The 22,200-nt window shown below is 71.6% G+C and carries 26 protein-coding genes; 14 read left to right on the top strand and 12 right to left on the bottom strand.

Going from position 1 to position 22,200, the window contains the following annotated elements; genetic code table 11:
- Positions 1–81: 81 nt before the first annotated feature.
- Positions 82–1,176 (top strand): glycerophosphodiester phosphodiesterase, encoded by a 1,095-nt coding sequence (locus N8J89_RS40770; RefSeq protein WP_283662187.1) that lies wholly within the window; start codon positions 82–84, stop codon positions 1,174–1,176.
- Between the two features lie 55 nt (positions 1,177–1,231).
- Here N8J89_RS40770 and N8J89_RS40775 read toward each other — a convergent pair whose 3' ends face one another.
- The 5 genes from N8J89_RS40775 to N8J89_RS40790 all read right to left on the bottom strand — a co-directional run bounded on the left by N8J89_RS40775 (position 1,232) and on the right by N8J89_RS40790 (position 5,132).
- Positions 1,232–2,203: an ABC transporter substrate-binding protein gene (locus N8J89_RS40775; protein WP_283662188.1), complete on the bottom strand. Its 972-nt coding sequence runs from the start codon at positions 2,201–2,203 to the stop codon at positions 1,232–1,234.
- The gene (locus N8J89_RS40780) at positions 2,187–2,888 is read right to left on the bottom strand and encodes an ABC transporter ATP-binding protein (RefSeq protein ID WP_283662189.1); all 702 of its coding nucleotides are present in this window, start codon (positions 2,886–2,888) and stop codon (positions 2,187–2,189) included. The genes N8J89_RS40775 and N8J89_RS40780 overlap by 17 nt, the downstream gene beginning before the upstream one ends.
- The gene (locus N8J89_RS40785) at positions 2,858–3,637 is read right to left on the bottom strand and encodes an ABC transporter permease (protein ID WP_283662190.1); all 780 of its coding nucleotides are present in this window, start codon (positions 3,635–3,637) and stop codon (positions 2,858–2,860) included. The genes N8J89_RS40780 and N8J89_RS40785 overlap by 31 nt, the downstream gene beginning before the upstream one ends.
- Positions 3,638–3,683: 46 nt before the next feature.
- Positions 3,684–3,764 (bottom strand): putative leader peptide, encoded by an 81-nt coding sequence (locus tag N8J89_RS42050; protein WP_374213188.1) that lies wholly within the window; start codon positions 3,762–3,764, stop codon positions 3,684–3,686.
- A gap of 78 nt (positions 3,765–3,842) precedes the next feature.
- On the bottom strand, positions 3,843–5,132 hold the full coding sequence (locus N8J89_RS40790; RefSeq protein WP_252483717.1) for an adenylosuccinate synthase: 1,290 nt from the start codon (positions 5,130–5,132) through the stop codon (positions 3,843–3,845).
- 183 nt (positions 5,133–5,315) lie between these two features.
- Here N8J89_RS40790 and N8J89_RS40795 point away from each other — a divergent pair, with 183 nt between their 5' ends.
- From N8J89_RS40795 to N8J89_RS40805, 3 genes are all read left to right on the top strand, one after another.
- Positions 5,316–5,891, top strand: a complete 576-nt coding sequence (locus tag N8J89_RS40795; RefSeq protein WP_283662191.1) for a hypothetical protein — start codon at positions 5,316–5,318, stop codon at positions 5,889–5,891.
- A gap of 114 nt (positions 5,892–6,005) precedes the next feature.
- The gene (locus tag N8J89_RS40800; RefSeq protein ID WP_283662192.1) at positions 6,006–6,644 is read left to right on the top strand and encodes an HNH endonuclease family protein; all 639 of its coding nucleotides are present in this window, start codon (positions 6,006–6,008) and stop codon (positions 6,642–6,644) included.
- A gap of 99 nt (positions 6,645–6,743) precedes the next feature.
- Positions 6,744–6,995, top strand: a complete 252-nt coding sequence (locus N8J89_RS40805; protein WP_252483714.1) for a hypothetical protein — start codon at positions 6,744–6,746, stop codon at positions 6,993–6,995.
- On the opposite strand, the gene N8J89_RS40810 is transcribed toward N8J89_RS40805, so the two are convergent.
- The 4 genes from N8J89_RS40810 to fbaA are packed head-to-tail and all read right to left on the bottom strand — an operon-like array spanning position 6,992 to position 10,140.
- Entirely contained in the window at positions 6,992–8,065 is a 1,074-nt protein-coding gene (locus N8J89_RS40810; RefSeq protein ID WP_283662193.1) for an FUSC family protein, read from the bottom strand. The genes N8J89_RS40805 and N8J89_RS40810 overlap by 4 nt on opposite strands.
- 4 nt (positions 8,066–8,069) lie before the next feature.
- Positions 8,070–8,660 carry an SRPBCC family protein gene (locus N8J89_RS40815; RefSeq protein WP_283662194.1) on the bottom strand — a complete coding sequence of 197 codons (591 nt, stop codon included), beginning with the start codon at positions 8,658–8,660 and terminating at the stop codon, positions 8,070–8,072.
- Between the two features lie 20 nt (positions 8,661–8,680).
- Entirely contained in the window at positions 8,681–9,100 is a 420-nt protein-coding gene (locus N8J89_RS40820) for a DUF3151 domain-containing protein (RefSeq protein ID WP_252483711.1), read from the bottom strand.
- Between the two features lie 5 nt (positions 9,101–9,105).
- Positions 9,106–10,140: a class II fructose-bisphosphate aldolase gene (gene fbaA, locus N8J89_RS40825; RefSeq protein WP_283662195.1), complete on the bottom strand. Its 1,035-nt coding sequence runs from the start codon at positions 10,138–10,140 to the stop codon at positions 9,106–9,108.
- Positions 10,141–10,324: 184 nt separating this feature from the next.
- Between fbaA and N8J89_RS40830 the strand changes: the two genes are divergently transcribed.
- Positions 10,325–10,708 (top strand): hypothetical protein, encoded by a 384-nt coding sequence (locus N8J89_RS40830; RefSeq protein WP_283662196.1) that lies wholly within the window; start codon positions 10,325–10,327, stop codon positions 10,706–10,708.
- Here the strand turns inward: N8J89_RS40830 and N8J89_RS40835 are convergent.
- Positions 10,686–11,396, bottom strand: a complete 711-nt coding sequence (locus N8J89_RS40835) for an alpha/beta fold hydrolase (RefSeq protein WP_283662197.1) — start codon at positions 11,394–11,396, stop codon at positions 10,686–10,688. The two genes, N8J89_RS40830 and N8J89_RS40835, sit on opposite strands and share 23 nt — an antisense overlap.
- Positions 11,397–11,489: 93 nt before the next feature.
- On the opposite strand from N8J89_RS40835, the gene N8J89_RS40840 reads away from it, so the two are divergent.
- Both N8J89_RS40840 and N8J89_RS40845 read left to right on the top strand, forming a co-directional pair.
- The gene (locus tag N8J89_RS40840) at positions 11,490–12,104 is read left to right on the top strand and encodes a TetR/AcrR family transcriptional regulator (RefSeq protein WP_283662198.1); all 615 of its coding nucleotides are present in this window, start codon (positions 11,490–11,492) and stop codon (positions 12,102–12,104) included.
- A 19-nt stretch (positions 12,105–12,123) separates the two neighbouring features.
- On the top strand, positions 12,124–13,059 hold the full coding sequence (locus tag N8J89_RS40845) for an aldo/keto reductase (protein ID WP_283662199.1): 936 nt from the start codon (positions 12,124–12,126) through the stop codon (positions 13,057–13,059).
- Between the two features lie 88 nt (positions 13,060–13,147).
- On the opposite strand, the gene N8J89_RS40850 is transcribed toward N8J89_RS40845, so the two are convergent.
- Positions 13,148–13,432, bottom strand: a complete 285-nt coding sequence (locus N8J89_RS40850) for a YciI family protein (RefSeq protein ID WP_283662200.1) — start codon at positions 13,430–13,432, stop codon at positions 13,148–13,150.
- A gap of 150 nt (positions 13,433–13,582) precedes the next feature.
- Here N8J89_RS40850 and N8J89_RS40855 point away from each other — a divergent pair, with 150 nt between their 5' ends.
- From N8J89_RS40855 to N8J89_RS40885, 7 genes are all read left to right on the top strand, one after another.
- A complete protein-coding gene (locus N8J89_RS40855; RefSeq protein WP_283662201.1) occupies positions 13,583–14,206 on the top strand; it encodes an RNA polymerase sigma factor in 624 nt (207 codons plus the stop codon).
- 393 nt (positions 14,207–14,599) lie between these two features.
- Positions 14,600–15,529 (top strand): ROK family protein, encoded by a 930-nt coding sequence (locus N8J89_RS40860; RefSeq protein ID WP_283662202.1) that lies wholly within the window; start codon positions 14,600–14,602, stop codon positions 15,527–15,529.
- Positions 15,529–16,668, top strand: coding sequence for an N-acetylglucosamine-6-phosphate deacetylase (gene nagA, locus N8J89_RS40865; RefSeq protein ID WP_283662203.1), 1,140 nt, complete (start codon positions 15,529–15,531; stop codon positions 16,666–16,668). Before N8J89_RS40860 ends, nagA begins: the two co-directional genes overlap by 1 nt.
- Positions 16,669–16,704: 36 nt before the next feature.
- The gene (locus N8J89_RS40870; protein ID WP_283662204.1) at positions 16,705–16,974 is read left to right on the top strand and encodes a hypothetical protein; all 270 of its coding nucleotides are present in this window, start codon (positions 16,705–16,707) and stop codon (positions 16,972–16,974) included.
- Positions 16,975–17,898: 924 nt separating this feature from the next.
- On the top strand, positions 17,899–18,576 hold the full coding sequence (locus tag N8J89_RS40875) for a DedA family protein (RefSeq protein ID WP_283662205.1): 678 nt from the start codon (positions 17,899–17,901) through the stop codon (positions 18,574–18,576).
- Positions 18,577–18,674: 98 nt separating this feature from the next.
- Positions 18,675–20,168: an FAD-dependent monooxygenase gene (locus tag N8J89_RS40880; protein WP_283662206.1), complete on the top strand. Its 1,494-nt coding sequence runs from the start codon at positions 18,675–18,677 to the stop codon at positions 20,166–20,168.
- Positions 20,165–20,770, top strand: a complete 606-nt coding sequence (locus N8J89_RS40885) for a TetR/AcrR family transcriptional regulator (RefSeq protein WP_283662207.1) — start codon at positions 20,165–20,167, stop codon at positions 20,768–20,770. The genes N8J89_RS40880 and N8J89_RS40885 overlap by 4 nt, the downstream gene beginning before the upstream one ends.
- On the opposite strand, the gene N8J89_RS40890 is transcribed toward N8J89_RS40885, so the two are convergent.
- Entirely contained in the window at positions 20,739–22,142 is a 1,404-nt protein-coding gene (locus N8J89_RS40890; protein WP_502868393.1) for an FAD-binding oxidoreductase, read from the bottom strand. The two genes, N8J89_RS40885 and N8J89_RS40890, sit on opposite strands and share 32 nt — an antisense overlap.
- Between the last annotated feature and the right edge of the window lie 58 nt (positions 22,143–22,200).

The following is a 22,200-nucleotide window of genomic DNA, read 5'->3' on the forward strand; positions in this document are numbered from 1 at the left end:
TGAAGGTGGCGCTTACTGAACGAGGAGGTCAGCACGATGTCTCATCCGTTACGGGCACTTCAGCTCGCCGGCGTCGCCGTCATGGCACTCGCCGTGCTGGGCAGCAGCACCCTGGCAGCCGCTCCTGCCACCGCCCTGGAGGTGAACATCGACCTGTCATTCGGCAAGAAGCCGGAGAAGCTGCTGGTCATCGGCCACCGCGGCGCCTCGGGTTACCGGCCCGAGCACACCCTGGCCTCCTACGAACTGGCCGCGCGGATGGGCGCGGACTACATCGAGCCGGACCTGGTCGCCACCAAGGACGGCGTGCTGGTCGCCCGGCACGAGAACGAGATCAGCGGCACCACCGACGTCGCGGACCGCCCGGAGTTCGCCGCGCGCAAGGCCACCAAGGTGATCGACGGGACCAGCCTCACCGGCTGGTTCACCGAGGACTTCACCCTGACCGAGCTGAAGACGCTGCGGGCCAAGGAGCGCATCCCGCAGTTCCGGCCGAACAACGTGATCTACAACGGCCGGTTCCAGGTGCCCACCTTCCAGGAGGTGCTGGACCTGCGCGCCCGGCTGTCCAAGGAGCTGCGGCGGGACATCGGGGTGTACCCGGAGACCAAGCACCCCACCTACTTCCGCTCGATCAAGCTGCCGCTGGAACCGCCGCTGGTGCGCGCGCTGACCAAGAACGGCCTGAACAACCGGCACGCCAGGGTGTTCGTGCAGTCCTTCGAGGTGACCAACCTCAAGGACCTCAGCCGTGAGCTGCGGGTGCCGCTGGTGCAGCTGCTGGACGCCGAGGGCGCGCCGTACGACTTCGTCGCTTCCGGCGACAAGCGCACCTACGCGGACCTGGTGACGCCCAAGGGGCTCAAGGAGATCGCTTCGTACGCCAAGGGCATTGGGCCGTACAAGGAGATGGTGATCCCGCGCGGCAAGGACGGGAACCTGACCTCGCCGACCCAGCTGGTGCCGGAGGCGCACAAGAACGGCCTCCAGGTGCACCCGTACACCTTCCGCAGCGAGAACAACTTCCTGCCGACCAACATGCGGCTGCCTGGCCCGCCCTCGGTGCACGGCAACGCCTTCGCCGAGTACGAGGCCTACTTCAAGGCCGGCGTGGACGGGGTGTTCGCGGACAACCCGGACACCGCGATCGAGGCGCGCAGCACCTTCAAGCGCTGAGCGCGGGACAGCGCCGCCACCCGGTTCACCAGGCCGGGCGGCGGCGCTGTCCTTCTCAGCGGAGAGTGGCTTGGATGTCGGCGTCGAACCGGTTGTCCACGAACTCGGCGAAGTTCACCTTGCCCGGCAACACCTTCGCCGCGGTGAAGGCGTCCGCGAGCTGCTGCTCGGAGGCCACCACCTCCGGGGTGAGCGGCTGGTAGAGGTCCACGCCCCTGGCCACCGCGGCCTCCGCCACCGGCAGGGACAGCCCGGTCTCCGCCGCCCAGGCCTTGGCCCGTTCCGCGCGGTGGGTGTCCGACCAGTGCTGGGCCTTGGCCAGCCGGGACAGGTAGTCCTTGACCGCGCCGGTCTTCCGGCTGTTGTCGAGGGCGGCCCGGCTGGCGACCTGGAAGCTGTAGCCGTTGGCCACGCCCGCGCCGTCCACCAACACCCGCGCCCCGGCCTCCAGCAACGCCTGCGAGGTGTAGGGGTCCCAGATCGCCCAGGCGTCCACCCGTTTCTGGGTGAAGGCGGCGAATGCCTCGGCCGGGGCCAGGAACACCGGCTTGACGTCGGTGATCGACAGCCCGGCCCGTTGCAGCACGAGCAGCAGTGAGCCGTGCGCCGAACTGCCCTTGGCCACCGCGATCTGCTTGCCGCGCAAGGCGTTCGCCCCGGTCAGCGGCGAGCCCTCGGGCACCAGGATGGCATCGCTGCTGGCATCGCCCTTGGCCGCGGCCACCACGGTGATCTTCGCGTTGGCCGCGGCGGCGAAGATCGGCGGCGTGTTGCCGACCCCGCCCAGATCGATGGCACCGGCCGAGGCCGCCTCCAGCAGCGGCGGGCCGCTGGTGAAGGTGGACCACTCGATCTTGTAGGGCAGGTCCTTGAGCAGCCCGGCCGAACTCAGCAGGGACTGCGCGTTGCCCTTCTGGTCGCCGACCTTGAGCACCAGCTCGCCGGTGTCGGCCGCGCTCGGCGTGCAACCGGAGAGCAGCAGGGCCGCGGCGAACACCGCGGCGCGGAGGTCAAAGCGCCGGCTCATGGTCGATCACTCCCAGGTCGGCGAGCACCAGCTCGCGCAGGTGTGCGAGGTCCGCGCCCTCGGTCCGGTGCTCGGCCGCGATGCGGCCGTCGGCGAGCACCAGGATCCGGTCGGCCAGGCGCAGCGCCTCGTCGATGTCGTGGGTGACCAGCAGCACCGAGGGCCGGTGCGCCAGCCACAGCTCGCGCACCAGGCGGTGCATGGTCAGCCGGGTCAGCGCGTCCAGCGCGCCGAACGGCTCGTCCAGCAACAGCAGCTCCGGCTCCCTGACCAGCGCGCGGGCCAGCGAGACCCGTTGCGCCTCACCGCCGGAGAGGGTCAGCGGCCAAGCATCGGCGTGCCCGGACAGCCCCACCTCGCCCAGTGCCCGCGCGGCCGCTTCGGCGGCGTCCGCCCGGCGCAGTCCGAGCGCGACGTTCTGGCCGACCTTGCGCCAGGGCAGCAGCCTCGGCTCCTGGAAGGCCACCGAGACCGTGCCCGGCGTGCGCACCTCGCCGGTGTAGGCGGTGTCCAGCCCGGCCAGCACCCGCAGCAGGGTGGACTTGCCGGAACCGCTGCGCCCCAACAGGCCGACGAACTCCCCGGGCGCGAGGTCCAGGTCCACCTGGTCCAGCACCGTCCGCTCGCCGAAGACCTTGCCCAGCCGCCGGACCCTCAGTGCACCGTGCTCACGCTCTGCCGCCATGCCAGTGCCCTCCTCTCCAGTGCCCGCACCAGCGCGTCGGTGCCCAGGCCCAGCAGCGCGTAGACCAGCAGGCCGACCACGATCACGTCGGTGCGCAGGAACTCCCTGGCGTTGTTGATCAGGTAGCCGAGTCCGGCGTCCGCGTTGACCTGCTCGCCGATCACCAGCGACAGCCAGGCCACGCTCAGCCCCTGGCGCAGCCCGACCATGGTCTGCGGCAGGGCCGAGGGCAGCACCACGTGCTGGATCCGCTCCCGCCGGGTGTAGCCGAGCACCGTGGTGGCCTCGATCAGCCGCCGGTCCACACCGCGGATCCCCGCGTGCGTGTTGAGGTAGATCGGGAAGGTCACGCCGAGCGCGACCAGCGCGACCTTGGGCGCCTCGCCGATGCCGAACCACAGGATCAGCAACGGGATCAGCCCGAGGAAGGGCAGCGTGCGCAGCATCTGCACCGGCGGGTCGAGCAGCGCGTCACCCCACCGGTACAGCCCGGCCACCAGGCCGAGGCCCAGCCCGGCGGCCAGCCCGATCGCGAAGCCGAGCAGGACCCGTTGCAGGGACACGGCGAACGCGGTCAGCAGCTCACCGCTGAGCACCAGGTCGGCGGCGGAGGCCAGCACGGTCAGCGGGGCGGCGAGCTTGTCCGGCGGCAGCAGACCGGTGCTGCTGGCCAGCTGCCACAGCAGCACCAGGCCGACCGGACTGACCCACCGCCCAGGACGTCGTTTGTCCACAGTGGACACAGACATGAGAGCTCCCGGACACGGGGAGAAAAGGGAGGAAGACCGAGGAAGATCAGCGCGTGCGACAGAGGGCGCTGGCGTGCCGTCGCAGATCGACGTGCAGCCGCGCGACGAGCTCCGTGCGCTGGGTCATGACAAGAGCCTGGCCGCGGCACCGTGATCGTGTCAACGGTGCCGCGGCCAGGCTCTCAGTGTCCGGGACGGCCTTGTCTCAGGGCGTCATCTCGTGCCGCACGATGGTCTGGTCGCGGCCGGGGCCGACGCCGATGGCCGACATGCGCGCGCCGGAGAGCTCTTCCAGACGCTCCACATAGGACCGTGCGTTGGCCGGCAGCTCCTCGAAGCTGCGGCAGTGGCTGATGTCCTCGAACCAGCCGGGCAGCTCCTCGTAGACCGGCTTGGCGTGGTGCACGTCGGTCTGCGTCATCGGCATCTCGTCCACCCGCTGACCGTCGACCTCGTAGGCCACGCAGACCGGGATGGTGTCGTGCCCGGAGAGCACGTCCAGCTTGGTCAGGAAGTAGTCGGTGATGCCGTTGACCCGCGCGGCGTAGCGGGCGATCACCGCGTCGAACCAGCCGGTGCGGCGGGAGCGGCCGGTGGTCACGCCGAACTCGCCGCCGGTCTTGCGCAGCCGCTCGCCCATCTCGTCGTGCAGCTCGGTCGGGAACGGACCGGAGCCCACGCGGGTGGTGTAGGCCTTGAGGATGCCGATCACCGTGGTGATCCGGGTGGGGCCGATGCCCGAGCCGACCGCGGCGCCGCCGGAGGTCGGGTTCGAGGAGGTGACGAACGGGTAGGTGCCGTGGTCGACGTCGAGCAGGGTGCCCTGCGAGCCCTCCAGCAGCACGGTCTCGCCGCGTTCGAGGGCCTGGTTGAGCAGCAGGCGGGTGTCGGCGATCCGGTGCGCGAACTTGGCACCGTGCTCCAGCACGCTGTCCACCACCTGGTTGGCGTCCAGGCCGCGGCGGTTGTAGACCTTGACCAGCACCTGGTTCTTGAAGTCCAGCGCGGCCTCGACCTTCTGCCGGAGGATCTTCTCATCCAGCAGGTCCTGCACCCGGACGCCGACGCGGGCCAGCTTGTCCTGGTAGGCGGGGCCGATGCCGCGACCGGTGGTGCCGATCTTGGCCTTGCCCAGGTAGCGCTCGGTGACCCGGTCGATGGCCACGTGGTACGGCATGATCAGGTGCGCGTCCGCGGAGATCAGCAGCCGGGAGGTGTCGACCTTGCGGTCCTCCAGGCCGGAGAGCTCCTCCAGCAGCACCCCGGGGTCGACCACGACACCGTTGCCGATGACGTTGGTGACGCCGGGGGTGAGGATGCCCGAGGGGATGAGGTGCAGGGCGAAGTCCTGGCCGTCGGGCAGCACCACGGTGTGCCCCGCGTTGTTGCCGCCCTGGTATCGGACAACCCACTGGACGCGCTCACCGAGCAGGTCGGTGGCCTTGCCCTTGCCTTCATCGCCCCACTGGGCGCCGATCAGGACGATGGCAGGCATTGAGATCTCCCCGAGGTCCGGCTTCTGACAGGCTGATGCCGGTGGTTGAGGGTAAACCAGGAGCGGATCGTGCACTTACTAGCCCTGTCCTGCGGAAACACACACGTCGACGCAGAGTTGCAGTCGTTGACCGAACGTGAGGGCATTTCACTCCGTTCGGGACCGGCGCTACCGGCAAAAGACGTGGTAGATCCCCTGCTGGCCGAGTTGGCGGAGCTGGGGGACGCTCGGCTGCTCGTGCACGGGAGTGACGCGGATCTCGCCTCGGTGGTGCTGCGGATCCTGCGCACGGACCGGCTCGGCGATATCACGCTGGGTTACCTACCGGCCGATCCGGCCAGTCGGACCGCCCGGTTGTGGGGTTTGCCGACCGAGCTGGGCGCGGCGTTGCGGGTCGCGCGTGGCGACGGCCCGGTGGGGGTGCCGCTGCTGCGCGACGACGTCGGCGGGGTGCTGCTCGGGCACGGGCTGATCAGTCCGGTGAAGGGCTCGGCCTACTGCGACGACACGCACGTGCTCAAGGGCGCGGCCACCCGGCTGGAGGTGACCCCCGATCCGGCGGGCGGCGAGGGCCTGGTGGTGCGGGTGCGACGGCGGGGCCTGTTCGGGCGACGCACGATCGTGCAGCCCGGTCGCGCGCTGCAGCTGGCCTGCGAGCCCGCCACAGTGCTCCGAGACGGTGTTCCTCATGTCCGCCTGATGGAGAAGTGGACCTGGTACCGCCATACCGCTGACCTGCGGTTGGTCCGATCCGGCTGACATCCGGCGGACGGCGGGGAGCCATCCGGAGGTCACCTTTTCGTGTTGCGTTTGTCACTCCGGTGGGTGACGGTCATGTCGTAGACGTGATCACCCCCACCACTGGAGGTTGGAGTGAACGGCGCACGCAAGATCCGGGCCCTGCTCACCACCCTGCTGATCACCGCCGCTGTCTCGGTCGGTCTGACCACCCCTGCCAGCGCGGCCCCGCCGAACATCCCCAGCGCGACCGCCGCCCGCACCCAGCTCAACGGCCTGACCGTGGCCGCGCCGGGTCCGATGACCGGTTACTCGCGGGAGAAGTTCCCGCACTGGATCACCATCTCCGGCGCCTGCAACACGCGGGAGACGGTGCTCAAGCGAGACGGCACCAACGTGCAGGTCAACGCCAGCTGCGCGGCCACCTCGGGCTCCTGGCACAGCCCCTACGACGGCGCGACCTGGACCGCGGCCGCCGACGTGGACATCGACCACATCGTGCCGCTGGCCGCCGCCTGGCGTTCCGGCGCGGCCGGCTGGACCACGGACAAACGTCAGCGCTTCGCCAACGACCTGACGAACTCGCAGCTGATCGCGGTCACCGACAACGTCAACCAGGCCAAGGGCGACAAGACCCCCGACCTGTGGAAGCCGCCGCTGGGCTCCTACCACTGCACCTACGCCCGGATGTGGATCGGCGCCAAGCACGCGTGGGGCCTCAACGTCTCCGCGCCGGAGAAGGGCGCGCTGAACGACATGCTCAACCGCTGCTGATTCACCACCGGTACCCCGGGTACCCCGCTCCTCGCGGATGGCCGACTTCGGTGGTTGGCGCTACGTTGCCGCGAGGAGCGACCCCAGGGAGGGTGAGTCGTGGAGGAACTGCGGACCCTGTTCAAGGCTGGTCCCGGCGGCGTGATGACCGACGACGTCGGCGTGATCACCGGTGATCTCGAGCTGCTGACCCGCTGCGATCCGGCGGGCGAGGTGACCACGCTGGTCACCTACGAGGGCGCGGAGGAGTGGTACCGGCTCACCGGCGGCAGCACCCACCTGCACGACGCCAAGGACCACGAGCCGCTGCACCGCACCCTGGCAGCGGTCTTGGATCGCCCGAACGGTTAGAGCGGCGGCAGCGCGGCGATCGCGTCGTCCCGGCTGACCCCGGTGGCCTGGAGCAGGTCCACCGCGATGGAGCGCAGCTGAGCGACCACCACGCGCACCGAGAACCCGCCCTCGCCGGCCAGCGCCGTGCTGGCCTGTTTCGCGGCCTCCTGGGCCAGCTGGCGGGCGGTGAGGGGCTCTTCGCCCTCGGCGAGCTCGGCCTGCAACAGCTCCACCGCGTCGGCGAGCTTGGTCAGCACCGCGGCCAGCGCGAGCGGCGCCGGTTCCTCGTCCCGCAGCGCGGCCAGCGCGCGGCGGGCCAGCACCCTGGTGTTGCGCATGGCGTGGTCCAGCGGCACCGCGGCGGCCAGGTAGCTCTCCAGATCGGCCCGTCTGCGCCAGCGGATCGGCGCGATCCGGGCGATCTCGCTGCCGGTGTCCAGCGCCGTGCGGAAGTCCTCGAACGCCTTGGTGGTCTTGCGCGCCCTGCTCAGCACCGCGGCGGCCTTGACCGGGTCCCGGCTGGTCACCGCGTCGGCCACGCCGCGCAGCGCGGCGGTCAGCTCACCCAGCAGCACCTTGCCCTGCCGGTGCGCCACGGTCAGCGGGTTGGCCGGCAGCAGCGCGGCCACCGCGAGGCCGACCAGGCCGCCGACCAGCGCGTCGACCATCCGGTCCAGGCCGCCGGAGTCACCGGGTGGCAGCAGGGTGGCCACCAGCACCGCGGAGGACCCGGCCTGCATGGCGATCACCGTGCCGCTGTCCAGCAGCACCGCCGAGGTCAGCGCCAGCGCCACCACCAGCATGATCTGCCAGGTGCCCGAGCCGATCTGCAGGATCAGCAGGTCGCCCACGCCGATGCCGATGCTCACCCCGGCGACCAGCTCGGCCACCCGGCGCAGCCGCTGGCCGAGGGAGACACCGAGGCAGATCACCGCGGCGATCGGGGCGAAGAACGGCCGGGCGTGCCCGATCAGGTCGGCGGCGATCAGCCAGGCGATGCCGGCGCTGAGCGCGCTGTGCAGGATCGGCAACGCGGTTCGCCGCAACCGCCGCAGTCGTCGGCTCAGCTCCTCGCGTACCCGGTGCACGCGGCTAAGTCTGCCTCCTGCGCCGCAGCGCGAGCACCAGGAGCGCGGCGAGTCCGGCCAGCACCGGGCCGCTGGCCGAGCGGCCTGGCGGGGCGGCGACCGCGGCCCGCTCGGCGTCGGTGCTGGCACGGCGGCGGGCCAGTTCCAGCTCCAGGCTGCGCAGGCCCTTGGCCATGGCCCAGTTGTGGTTGGCCGAGAACACCGGTTTGAGCAGCGGGGAGGCCAGGCGCAGCAGCGGCTTGTCCGCGCGGACCCGCCACTGGAAGTCCACGCTGACCCGGTCGCCGTGCTGGCTCAGCCGCCACTCCCCGCCGCCGATCAGGTCGCCGACGGCGCTGAAGGCCGAGGTGTGCGGCTGGTCGTGGCTGTCCACCCGCATCCGCCAGCGCAGCGTGTAGGGCAGCCAGCCGGTGGTGTAGAGGTCGAAGGCGGAGCCGATGCCGCGCTCGTCGCCCTCGGCCCCCTTGCGCACGTCGATGTAGACCGAGGGCCACCAGCGGGGCAGGTCGGTCGGGTCGAACAGGACGTCCGCCACCTCGGCGACCGTGCCCGGCACCGACCAGTGCGTGTGGAACTCGTAGTCGTTGCCGGGCACGTCCGCTCCGTTGTTCGTGTTCAGGCCAGGCCGGTCGCCGCGGGCGCGGCCGGGTCGGAGTCGGCGAGGAAGCTCGAGCAGCGCTCGTACTCCTCGGTCTCGCCGATCTCGCCCGCGGCCTTGGCCAGCGCGGACAGCGCCCGCAGGAAGCCCTGGTTGGGCGCGTGCGACCAGGGCACCGGGCCGTGGCCCTTCCAGCCCGCGCGGCGGAGCTGGTCGAGACCGCGGTGGTAGCCGGTGCGGGCGTAGGCGTAGGCGGTGACCGGGTCACCGGCGGCCAGCGCCCGCTCGGCCAGCGCCGCCCAGGCCGCGCTGAAGTCCGGGTACTCCCGCGCCACCTCGGAGGGGTCCTTGCCGCTGTCCAACAGGGACTGCGGTTCGGGCCGCTCGGGCAGCAGGGTGTCCGGGGGTCCGCCGAACAGGTTGCCGAACTGGGTCATCGCGCTCAGCCCGCGATCATGCGGCCGGCGGACTTCAGGTTCTCGCAGGCGTGCGCGATGCGCGCGGCCATGCCCTGCTCAGCGGCCTTGAGGTAGCTGCGCGGGTCGTAGACCTTCTTGTTGCCGACCTCGCCGTCGATCTTGAGCACACCGTCGTAGTTGCTGAACATGTGCGCGGCGATCGGGCGGGTGAAGGCGTACTGGGTGTCGGTGTCGATGTTCATCTTGATCACACCGAAGGACACCGCCTGGTGGATCTCCTCCAGCAGCGAGCCGGAGCCGCCGTGGAAGACCAGGTCGAAGGGCTTGGAACCGGCCGCGAGGCCGAGCTTCTCCGAGACCACGTCCTGGCCCTGCTTGAGGATCTCCGGGCGCAGCTTGACGTTGCCCGGCTTGTACACGCCGTGCACGTTGCCGAAGGTCGCGGCCAGCAGGTAGCGGCCCTTCTCACCGACGCCGAGGGCCTCCACGGTGGCCAGGTAGTCCTCGGGCGTGGTGTAGAGCTTGTCGTTGATCTCGTTGTCGACGCCGTCCTCCTCGCCGCCGACCACGCCGACCTCGATCTCAAGAATGATCTTGGCCTTGGCCGCGCGGTCCAGCAGTTCGGTGGCGATGACCAGGTTCTCGTCCAGCGGAACCGCCGAGCCGTCCCACATGTGCGACTGGAACAGCGGGTTCTCGCCCCTGGCCACGCGCTCCTCGGAGATCGCGATCAGCGGGCGGACGAAGCCGTCCAGCTTGTCCTTGGGGCAGTGGTCGGTGTGCAGCGCGATGTTCACCGGGTACTTGGCCGCGACCACGTGCGCGAACTCGGCCAGCGCGGTGGCGCCGGTGACCATGTCCTTGACCTTGGTGCCGGACAGGAACTCGGCACCGCCGGTGGAGACCTGGATGATTCCGTCACTCTCGGCTTCAGCGAAGCCCCGCAGCGCGGCGTTGAGGGTCTCCGACGAGGTCACGTTGATCGCCGGGTAGGCGAACTCGTTCGCCTTGGCCCGGTCCAGCATCTCCGCGTAGACCTCGGGGGTAGCGATCGGCATCGAACCGTCCTCCTCATGGGCGCTTGTGCGGGCCCATCCTACGAGGCGGCACAGCGGCGTCCGTCACACGGAGTCCTCAGCCGGAAGTTCCCCCGGTGGGTCGATCTTGAGAATGGCCGACTCTCGGTAGTCTTCCGGGTACCGGTGGTGACCCCGTGTCGCGCCGTGTGCGCCGGAGGTGGAGATGAGCTGGGACGTGCCCTGCCCCAGGTGCTCGGGCAGCGGGAAGAACACCGAACCGGGTGCGGAAGAACTGAGCGTGGAGGAGCTGCGGCTGCGCAGGCGGGCCCAGCAGTTCGTCCGCTCGGCCCCGGTGGCGCAGAAGCTGGCCGACCTCAAGGAGGAGTGGGAGGAGCTCAGGGCGCTGGCCACCAGCAAGGCCGCCGACGCCGAGGTCATCCCGTTCCAGGAGTACATCGAGCTGCGCGAGGGCGACACGGTGATCACCCGCGCGCACCGCACCGCCAACACCCACCCTGCCTGCCCGGACTGCAAGGGCAAGGGCAAGGAGCTCACCGCCGAGGGCAAGGAGCTGCTGGAGTTCATCAAGCGCTGGCCACCGGAGTGAGCAGCTCGGCCAGCGCGCGGGGATGGGTCAGCGGCAACAGGTGTCCCGCCTTGGGCACCAGGTCCAGCCGCCCGCGCTGACAGGCGGCCAGGAACTCCTCCTCCTCGGCCCGGAAGTGGTCCCGCCTGCCGTTGACCAGCCGCACCGGTCCGGGATAGCCGCGCAGGTCGGCCAGCGGGTCCCGGCTCAGCAGGCCGGCCAGCACGTCCGGCACCGCCTCGTGCGCGACCCCGCCCGCGACGAACGCCTCGCCCTGCGCCCGCCCGAACATCAGCCGCGCCATCCGCCGGGTGAACCAGAGCCCGCCGTCGGGCAGGCTGCCCAGCAGGCCGGCGATCCGGCGGAAGGGCCGCACCCGGCCCGGGGTGAGCTTGAGGGTGCCGCCGACCAGCACCAGCTCGCTGATCCGCTCGGGGTGCTCGGCCACCGCGGCCAGCGCCAGGTAGCTGCCCATCGAGTGCCCGACCAGCACCGCCTGCCCGCCGACCTCGTCCACCGCGTCCTTGATCGCGTCCACCGCCCCGGCCACGGTGAACCGCTCACCCCGTCGGCTGCCGTGTCCTGGCAGGTCAGGTGCGGACACCGGCCGATCACCGAGCTCGGCCCGCACGCCCTGCCACATGGTCCCGCTGACCCGGATGCCGTGCACCAGCACGATCGGCGTCCGCCCCGACTCCATGCCCGCCATGTCCGTCCTCCCGCCCAATGCAACGCAACGGCGCGTTGCGTTTCACGCTACGCCGGGCTGCTGCGCAACGCAACGTCGCGTAGTGTTCGACGCATGATGGTGGACACGGCGCGCCGCTCCGGTGACGGCCCGCGGCAGGCAGAGGCGATCTTCACCGCGGTGCTGGAGCTGCTGGCCGAGCACGGGTACGACGGCCTGACCGTGGAGGGCGTGGCGGCCCGCTCCGGCGTGCACAAGACCACGATCTACCGCTGGTGGGCGGACAAGGACGCGCTGCTCGGCGCGGCACTGCTGAACTCGGCCCTGCTGGAGCTGCCGGTGCCGGACACCGGCTCGCTGCGCGGCGACCTGCTGGCGCTGACCAGGCACGTGCTGCGGCTGCTGACCACCGAGCCGAGCGCCTCGGTGGTCACCGCCGCGCTGGCCGCGGCAGGCCGGCCGGTGCTGGCCAGGCTGGCGCACGAGTTCTTCGCCGACCGGTTCGACCGCGAGCTGGTGCTGTTCGAGCGGGCCGTGGCCCGCGGCGAGCTGCCCGCGGACGCCGACGCCAAGCTGGTGGTGGACCTGCTGGCCGGCGCGGTGTGGACCAGGGTCCTGCTCCGCCAGGAACGACCGCCCGCTGATTTCGCCGCGCAGGCGGTGGACCTGGTGCTGGCCGCGCTGTCAAATCGAAAAGTCCACCCGAATACTCGGAATGTCCCTGCCTAGCTGGGTGTTTGCTTGAGTCGTGGCAAGAATCGGCACGAGTGACCTGGACGTCTTCCCGCTTTGCCTCGGTGGCAACGTGTTCGGTTGGACCGCGGACGAGCAGCAGTCGTTCGCGGTGCTGGACGCCTACGCGGCCGCGGGCGGCAACTTCATCGACACCGCGGACGTGTACCCGGCCTGGGCCGAGGGCAACTCCGGCGGCGAGTCCGAGACGATCATCGGCCGCTGGCTGGCCAGGCGCGGCCGCCGCGACGACCTGGTGATCGCGACCAAGGTCGGCCAGCTGAGCACCGCCAAGGGCCTGTCCGCGGCCAACATCAAGGTCGCCGCGGAGGACTCCCTGCGCAGGCTGGGCACCGACCACATCGACCTGTACTACGCCCACATCGACGACACCGAGGTCCCGCTGGCCGAGACCCTGGGCGCCTTCGACGAGCTGGTCAAGGCGGGCAAGGTCCGCCACCTGGCGGCCTCGAATTACGGCACAGACCGGCTGGCCGAGGCGCTGGAGGTCAGCAAGCGGGAGAACCTGGCGAGCTACGTCGCCCTCCAGCCGCACTACAACCTGGTCGAACGCGAGGGCTACGAGGGCAAGCTGGCCGCACTGGTGGCGATCGAGGGCCTGTCCGCGGTGCCGTACTGGGGCTTGGCCAAGGGCTTCCTCACCGGCAAGTACCGCCCCGGCGTCGAGGTGGACAGCCCCCGCGCCGCGGGCGCGAGCGCCTACCTGGACGAACGCGGCCTGCGCGTGCTCGCGGTGCTGGACGAGCTCGCCGCCAACCACCGCACCTCGGTGGCCGCGGTCGCCCTGGCCTGGCTGACCGCCCAGCCCACGGTGGCCGCCCCGATCGCCAGCGCCCGCACCCTGGACCAGCTCACTGACCTGCTGGCCGCCGCCACCCTGGAGCTGGCCGAGGACGAGGTCCAGCGCCTCACCGAGGCCAGCGCCCGCTGACCAACGCGCCCGGCGGCCGCGGTCCCTGGCCGCGCGGTCCCGGCGGCCAGTTCCGGTCGCCGGGGTCGCGCGGGGTCCAGCCCTGGGCTCAGCCCGCGATCCACGAGCCGGCGACCACGTTCCACTCCCGGATCCGGGTCTCGGCGATCACATTGGCATCGGCGTACGGGTCAGTGGCCAGGATCTTCGCCAGCTCCGCCCGATCGGCCGCCTCGAACACCACCTGCGCGCCGGTGTCGTTGGCCCACGGCCCACCCGCCAGCAGCACACCCTGTTTGGCCTGCTCAGCAGCCCACTCCCGGTGCGCGGGCCGCACCGCCAGCCGCTCGTCCCGGTTGGTCCCGAAGACCCACTCCACCACGAACCGCGCCATCGCGCCCCTCCTCGCCAAGCCCCAGCCCCACCGGCCGGCGGGGCGACAGACCGAACCTACTCGCGCGGCCGATCACCGGTCCGGCGCCGGCCAGGTGATCCCAGGCACCGAGATCGCCGGGGCTTGACCAGCGCGAGTACCTTGCTCTGCGTGGGTTGGGACGCGCCGCGCGGGGACAGCCGTGCCACCGGGAGCCAGGCGCCGAACGTCGAACAGACGGTCGAGCGCACCTTCAGCCATCTCCGGACCCTGGACGGCAGCACACCGCGAACTGGTGGCGTCCAGGCTCCCGAGGCGCCGCTGACCTTGGAAGACCTGTACCGCCAACACCGGATGCGCCTGGTCCGCCTGGCCATCCTGCTGGTCGACGACCCGGCCACCGCCGAGGACGTGGTGCAGGAGGCGTTCACCGGCCTGCACCGCAACTGGGGCGGCCTGCGCGACGGCGCGGCCGCCGTCGGCTACCTGCGCACCGCGGTCGTCAACGGCAGCCGCTCGGTGCTCCGCCGCCGCAAGACCGCCCGCGAGTACCAGCCCCCGCACATGACCACGGCCCGCTCGGCCGAGTCCCTGGCCATGCTGACCGCCGAACACCAGGCCGTGGTCAGCGCCCTGGGCCAACTCCCACCCCGCCAACGCGAAGTCCTGGTGCTCCGGTACTACGGCGGCCTGTCCGAACAGGAGATCGCCGAGTCCACCGGCATCTCCCGCGGCACGGTCAAGTCCACGGCCAGCCGCGCCCTGGACGCACTGCAGAAGGTCCTCCAGGGCTGACCGGGACGCGCGCTCAGCGGCTGTCACGGGCAAAGCCACGTTCGCGGGCCTGCTGTCGCCTCGGGAAAGCCGCGCTTGCGGGCGTGCTGTTCCCCTCACGCCGCGCTCGTCAGCACGGTCGTCGGCCTCCACATCCCTTCGCGCAGCGCCGCACGCCTGGGCGGCGTGGCTGCCTGCCGCGCGGCTCAGCACCATCCCGCACCCACCGCAGCGCCACCATCCGCAGCGCTGCTCTCGGCGGCACCAGCCCGAGGCCACCGCTCACGGACAGTCACGCTGGGGCACGCGAAATCGCGCTTGGAAACGCTCTCACGCGCAATTTGTGGCATTCCACCCCGCGTCCTTCACGCAGAGGTCTAGACCAGAGACGCCGCATGCCCCAGGATTCGAGCTGTGCCCAGCTCGCGAACCGTGGTCGCCGTCGACGTCGGCGGCACCGACATCAAGGCAGCCCTGGTCGAGGGTGATCCCGCCGCGCCCGCGGTCGTGGACCGGCTGCGGCGTGCCACGCCGCGTGGCAGCACCGGCACGGAGACCGCGGATGCCCTGGTCAGCCTGATCGCCGAGCTGGTCAAGAGCTGGTCGGCGACCGCGGCGAACCCGGTCGAGGCGGTCGGCGTCGTGGTGCCGGGCATCGTGGACGCCGATGCCGGGGTGGGCGTGTTCTCGGCCAACCTCGGCTGGCGCGACTACCCGTTCCGCGCCGCCCTGAGCGACCGGCTGGGCCTGCCGGTGGTCTTCGACCACGACGTGCGCGCGGGCGGCCTCGCCGAGTCCCGGCTGGGCGCGGCGCGCGGCTTCACCGACGCCGTGGTCATGCCCATCGGCACCGGTATCGCCGCCGCCCTGGTGCTCGGCGGCCGACTGCACTCCGGCGGTGGCTACGCGGGCGAGGTCGGCCACCTCTCCCTCGGCGCCGGCGAGCTGTGCGGGTGCGGCCAGCACGGCTGCCTGGAACTGCGCGCCTCCTCCGCGGCAGTGGCCCGCCGCTACACCGAACGCACCGGCCGCCCCGTGCACGGCGCGGTCGACGTCGCCAACGCGGTCCGCGCGGGCGACCCCGCCGCCGCCGCGGTCTGGGCGGAGGCGGTCGAGGCACTGGCTCAGGCCGTGATCCTGTTGACCACCCTGCTCGGGTTGCAGGCCGTGGTCCTGGGTGGTGGCCTGGCCATGGCGGGAGAGCTGCTGCTCGCCCCCCTTGGCGACCGGCTGGACGAGCTCATCTCGTTCCAGCGCCGACCCGAACTGCGGTTGGCGGCGCTGGGTGACGAGGCGGGCTGCCTCGGAGCCGCGCTGCTGGCCATGGACCTGTTGGAGGGTTGATGAAACTCGTCGGCGGCAAGGTCGTCACTCCCGGTGGTGTGCTCGATGACGGCTGGGTTCGGGTCGAGGGCGGACTGATCACCGAGGTCGGCGCGGGCTCGGCCAACGGGCAGGGCGCGACCGAGGAGGTCGTCGACGTCTCCGGCCAGTGGGTGGTCCCCGGGTTCGTGGACATCCACTGCCACGGCGGCGGTGGCGAGTCCTTCTCCAACCCCGATCAGCAGCGGGTGCTCAAGGCCGCCACCGCTCACCGGCGGCACGGCACGACCACCCTGCTCGCCAGCCTGGTGTCCGGGCCGATCCCGGACATGTCCCGGCAGATCGCGGCGCTGGCCGAGCTAACCCAGGACGGCTTGCTCGCGGGCGTGCACCTGGAGGGCCCGTTCCTGTCCGCGGCCCGCTGCGGCGCCCACGACCCGGCGATCCTGCGGCCGCCGGCCAAGGCCGACGTGCAGACCCTGCTGGACGCCGGTCGCGGCGCCGTGCGCATGGTGACCCTGGCCCCCGAGCTGGACAACGGCGTGGACGCCGTCCGCCAGCTCGTCGACCAGGAGGTCATCGCCGCCATCGGCCACACCGACGGCACCGAGGCCCAGGTCCGCCCGGCCGTGGACGCCGGGGCGACCGTGGCCACGCACCTGTTCAACGGCATGCGCCCGCTGCACCACCGCGAGCCCGGCCCGATCGGCGCCCTGCTGGACGACGAGCGGGTCACCGTCGAGCTGATCTGCGACCTGGTGCACCTGCACCCGACCACGATCCGCCTCGCCGCCCGGCACGCCGGACTGGGACGCACCGTCCTGATCACCGACGCCATCGCGGCCGCCGGTGTCGGCGACGGCGTGTACGACGTCGGCGGCCTGGAGGTCACGGTCACCGACGGCGTGCCGACGCTGGCCGGCGGCGGCTCCCTGGCCGGCAGCACCCTGACCATGGACGCGGCCTTCCGCAACCTGGTCCTGGAGTGCGGCCTCAGCGTCACCGACGCGGCAACCGCCTGCTCGACCCGACCGGCCGGCCTGCTTGGGCTGACCAAGGTGACCGGCTCGATCAGCGCGGGCCTGTCCGCAGACCTGGTCGTGCTGGACGCCGGACTGCGCCCGGCACGGGTGCTGCACCGCGGCGAGTGGGTGTCCTGAGCCCTCAGCCGCACCGCACCGCACTACGGTGTTGCTGTGGCCGCCTCGGACAATCCGGAGAAGCTGCTCGCTGACGCCCTGCGCGCCCAGGCAGCGGGCAGCCCGAGCATGCCCCCGGCCGAAGCTCCCTTCCCGCCGATGCCGGTGCTGCCGCTGGGGAAGGACACCGGACCGACGGACCGGTTCACCTCGGCCCGTGGCATCGGCCTGCCACCGCCGTCACTGCCGGTCTGGGTGCTGCTGTTGTTCGCCGTGCTTCTTGGACTGACCGCGGGCGCGGTGATGGGTGTGCTCACGCTCTGGTGATCACCTCCGGTTCTGGGGGTCGGGGCTGGTGGTGGGTGTTGGGGTGGGCGCCTGGGACCAGGTTGCCGTGACTTTGGGTCAGCATCAAGCGCGGTGGTTGTGGGTTGTGGATAAGTGGCGACTTGTGGATAAGTTCGGATCTTGGGGGCTTTGAGCTGCTGTTTTGTCGGGATCGGGCGGTAGCGTTGATGTCGGGGGGTTCCCCTCGGGCGCGCGCGGAGGAGCAGCGGGGGCGGTTGCGGAGCGTGAAGGGTTGGGGTTCGGGGGCTGGGGTGGTGGGGCTCGTGGCTGAGTTGGGTGGGGCAGGGGCGGGCGCGGTTGAGCAGGGTGGGGTTGGAGTGGGTGGGGCCGGAATCGGCTAGGTGCCGGGCTTGGCTCGGGCGGTGGAGCGGTGGAGCGGCGGAGCGGCGGGGCGGTGGGGCAGCGGCTGGTGGCCGAGGACCGGTGACGGGTGAGCGGACCTGGCGGCGGGCTGGCGGGCTGCGCTGGGCGGAGCGGGGCCGGGGAGCCGGGGAGCCGGGGAGCCGGGGAGCCGGGGAGCCGGGGAGCCGGGGGCAGCTTGGCTGGTGGCGTGTGATGGTTCGCGGTCGGACGAGGGATTCGCGGGCACGTCGTGAGGCTGCGGTTCGCACCCGGAGGCTTCGGCGATCCGGATGGGTGCCGCGCGCAGGCGGGGGCGCGGGGGCGCGGGGGCGAGCGGTTGCGCGGGGTCGCGGGCGGTTGGGGCGGGGCTGGGACGGGTGGTGACCGGGGCTGGGGCGAGGATGGTCACAATGTCCGGTTTGTCGGGTGGTTGGGGCTGGTGGGGGTGGGTTTTGGGCGTGGCGTTGGGGTTGAGGGCGGGGTGGGCGTGGTAGTCCGCGACGGGGTTGCGGTGGGTGTCCCTGTACCGTTGTCGGGGTGACGACCGTTACGAGTACGGCCGTGCCGCTCGCTCTCTTCGGGATCGACTGGCTGGATCCGGTCTACCTCATCCAGCAAATGGGGCACTTCGCGCTGATCGGTCTGTGCCTCATCGTGTTCGCCGAGTGCGGGGCCTTCGCGTTCTTCCTGCCCGGCGACTCGCTGTTGTTCATCGCGGGGTTCTTCGCGGTCAACGGCGCGTTCGGGGTGCCGACCTGGGTTGTCGCGGTGTTGCTGACCATCTCGGGCATCCTGGGCAACGCGGTGGGGTACTGGATCGGGTGGAAGGCTGGGCCGACGTTGTTCAACCGGCCCAACTCCAAGATCTTCAAGCCGGAGTACGCGGCGAAGACGCATGAGTTCTTCGAGCGGTACGGGGCTCGGGCGATCATCCTGGCCCGCTTCGTGCCGGTGGTGCGGACCTTCATCACCGCGGTGGCCGGGATCGGCCGGATGGATCCGAAGAAGTACTTCACCTACTCGGTCATCGGCGGTATCGCCTGGGCCGCGGGGCTGACCTTCCTCGGTGCGGCGCTGGGCAACGTGCCGCTGGTGAAGAACAACATCGAAGCGGCGCTGATCCTGATCGTGTTCCTCTCGATCCTGCCGATCATCTTCGAGTTCATCCGGGAGCGGCGGAAGCGGCGCAAGCTGCCGGACATCGGTGAGTCGCACACCCAGGTGATCCCCAAGATCTGACCTTCGCTGACGAACGCCCCGTGCCTGTTCCGGCACGGGGCGTTTTTGTCGGCTACGTTTGTAAACAGTACTGTGCTGTTAACTAATTGGGGGTCCCGGTGGAGACAACAGTGCTGGTGGTCGGGGCTGGGCCCACCGGGTTGACGTTGGCCTGTTCGTTGCTGAGCCGGGGGGTGCCGGTGCGGGTGGTCGACCAGGCCCGCGCTGCCTCGGTGACCTCGCGGGCGCTGGGGCTGCACCCGCGGGGTGTGGAGGTGCTGGACCGGTTGGGGGCGCTGGCGGATCTGCCGGAGCGGGCGGTCCGGGTGGCCGGGGTCAGCGTCAACGTGCGCGGGGTGGAGCTGGCCCGGATCCGGGTCGACCAGGTGCGGCTGGCCAGCCGGCACCGGACCCTGCTGATCTCGCAGGCGGCGGTGGAGGCGGAGTTGCGGGCGTTGCTGGCGCGGCTGGGCGGCAAGGTCGAGTGGGGGCACGAGGTGGTCGGGCTGACGCAGGACGGGCGGGGCGGGGAGGTCTCGCTCCGGCACGGTGGGGGCACCGAGACCGTGCGCGCGGACTGGGTGGTGGGCTGTGACGGGGCGGGTAGCGCGGTGCGGCGGCTGGGCGGGTTCGGCTTTCCCGGGGAGCGGGTGGTGGAGAACTTCCTGCTTGCCGACGTGCACCTGGACTGGGGGCTGCCCAGGGACACCGCGGCCACCTGGATCAGCCCGGACGGGGTGTTCGCCGCGTTCCCGCTGCCGGAGCCGAACCTGTGGCGGCTGGTCGCGCCCTACGACCGGGCGGTCGAGGCGGACGACGTGCTGGGGCGGTTGAGCGAGATCCTGCCCGCGCGCACCGGCTACCACGGGGTGCGCTTCGACGGGGCGCTGTGGACCTCGGTGTTCCGCATCCACCGCCGACTGGCCGAGACCTACCGGCGGGGCCGGGTGCTGCTGGCCGGGGACGCCGCGCACATCCACAGCCCGTTCGGCGGGCAGGGCCTCAACACCGGGATCGGGGACGCGGACAACCTGGGCTGGAAGCTGGCGCTGGTGGCCGGGGGACGGGCGGATCCGGCGCTGCTGGACACCTACGAAGCCGAGCGGCGGCCGGTCGCCGCGGCGGTGCTGGAGCACACCACCGGCCTGACCCGGCTGCTGCTCGGGCAGGGGCGGCTGCGGCGGTTCCTGCGGGACCGGGTGGCCGCGCCGCTGGTGAACCTGGCTCCGGTGCAGCGGCGGCTGGCCAGGGCCGCCTCCCAGCTGGACACGCACTACCGGCGCGGGCCGCTGGCGCCGTGGCGGTTCGCGCCGTGGACGGCAGGGCTGCGGCCTGGGCAGCGGGTGCCGGACCTGGCCTGCCGCCGGGTGGACGGTTCGGCGACCCGGTTGCACGCGGAGCTGCGCGGGCGGTGGGCGCTGCTGGGCAGGCACGAGCCGGTGGCGGCGGTGGTGCGGGAGCTGCTCGGGGACGAGGTGGTGCTGCTGGACCGGCCGGGCGAGCAGGTGTGGCTGGTGCGGCCGGACGCGCACCTGGGCTGGCGTGGGCGGCCGGATCCGGCGAAGCTGCACCGGTGGTTGGAGATGGTGCTGCGGACCGGGCGGGCCGGGTGAGGGGCCGTCCGCGTGATCCGGGGACGGACACGGCGATCCTGCGCGCCGCCCTCGACCTGTTCATCGAGGGCGGGGTGGAGGGCGCCAGCATCGAGCAGATCGCCAGGCGCGCCGGGGTCGCCCGGCTCACCGTGTACCGGCGGTGGGCGAGCAAGGAGCTGTTGCTGGCGCAGGCGATCGAGTTCGGCAGGGACAGCTTCCTCAGCCCTGCCGATGCGCTGGCCATGTTCGCCGACGGCGAGGTCACCAGGGCCAAGCTGGTGGAGATCATGGTGCAGGCGACCAGCGACGACCGGTTCCGGCGGCTGATCGGGCGGCTGGCCGGGGCCGCGACCGACCACCCCGAGCTGATGCGGGCCTACGCGGAGAACTACGTGCGGCCGCGCAAGGACATCGCGATGCGGCTGCTCCGGCTGTTGCAGGAGCACGGTGAGCTGCCGCCGGAGCTGGACCTGGAGATGCTGCTGGAAAGCCTGGCCGGGGTGGTCACCTACCTGATGCTGATGGACCCGGCGCGGCACGCGCCCGAGCAGGCCCGCGCCTACCTGAACCGGTTCCTGGACATGGTGGTCAGTCCAGCGCGAACATCGAACCCGGGTTGAACAGGTTCTCCGGGTCCAGCGCGCGTTTGATCGCCCGGTGCGCGGCCAGGCCGACCTCGCCGATCTCCCTGGCCAGCCACTCCCGTTTGATCTTGCCGATGCCGTGTTCGCCGGTGACCGTGCCGCCCAGGGCCAGGCCGACCTCCAGGATCTCGTCGAAGGCGAGCTTGGCGCGGGCGAACTGGTCCGCATCCGCCGGGTCGTAGGCGATGGTGGGGTGCATGTTGCCGTCGCCGGCATGCCCGACCACCGCGATCAGCAGGTCCCTGCGGGCGCTGATCTCGGCGCAGCCGCTGATCAGCTCGGCGATCCTGGTGCGCGGCACGCACACGTCGTCGGTGAGCCAGGCGCCGTAGACCTCCAGTGCGCCGAGCACCGCGCGGCGGGCGGTCAGCAGCAGCTGGCCCTCGGCCAGGTCGGTGGTGACGTAGGCGAGCTCGGCGCCCGCGGCCAGGCACAGCTGCTCGATCTTCTCCAGCTCCCGCCTGGCCACCTCGCCGCCGGCGTCGGACTGGCAGATCAGCAGGGCCGCGCTGCCGCTGCCCGCGCCCAGCTCGGTGTTCAGGTGCGCCTCGACCGCGCGGATGGAGGCCGCGTCCATGATCTCCATCAGGGACGGCACCAGGCCCTCGCGCACCACGCCGGTGACCGCGGCGCCCGCGGCCTCGGTGGAGGGGAACGCGGCGACCATGGTGGCCGGGGCCTGCGGCAGCGGGCGCAGCGCCAGGGTGGCCTGGGTGACCACGCCGAGGGTGCCCTCGCTGCCGACGAACAGCTTGGTCAGGTCGTAGCCGGCCACGCCCTTGACCGTGCGGCGGCCGGTGCGCAGCAGCTCGCCGCTGGCCAGCACCACCTCCAGGCCGAGCACCGAGTCGGTGGTCACGCCGTACTTCACGCAGCACAGGCCGCCCGCGTTGGTGGCCACGTTGCCACCGATGGTGCACCAGTCGTAGCTGGACGGGTCCGGCGGGTAGAACAGGCCTTCCTTCTCCACGGCGTGCCGCAGGTCCAGGTTGACCACGCCGGGTTCGACCACGGCGAGCCGGTTGTCCGGGTCGACCTCCAGGATGCGGTTCATCCTGGTGGTGGCCAGCACCACGCAGCCGTCGACCGCGTTGGCCGCGCCGGAGAGGCCGCTGCCCGCGCCGCGAGGCACGATCGGGGTGCCTGCCGCCGCGCAGGCCCTGACCACGGCCTGGACCTGCGCGGTGTCGCCGGGCAGCACGACGGCCAGCGGCGCGCCGTGCGGCGCGAGCGGCATCATGTCCCGGCGGTAGCTCTCGGTGACGTCCGGGTCGGTGATGACCCCGTCCGCACCGAGAACCCGGTGGAGCTGGTCAAGCAGTTCGACGCTTTTCACCCGATCGTTCACCAGTCCACGGTAGTTCCACAGAAACACGCGCACGAGACGGAAAATGTCGATGATGTGT

This window comes from Crossiella sp. CA-258035, from assembly GCF_030064675.1.
Classification (GTDB): Bacteria; Actinomycetota; Actinomycetes; order Mycobacteriales; family Pseudonocardiaceae; genus Crossiella.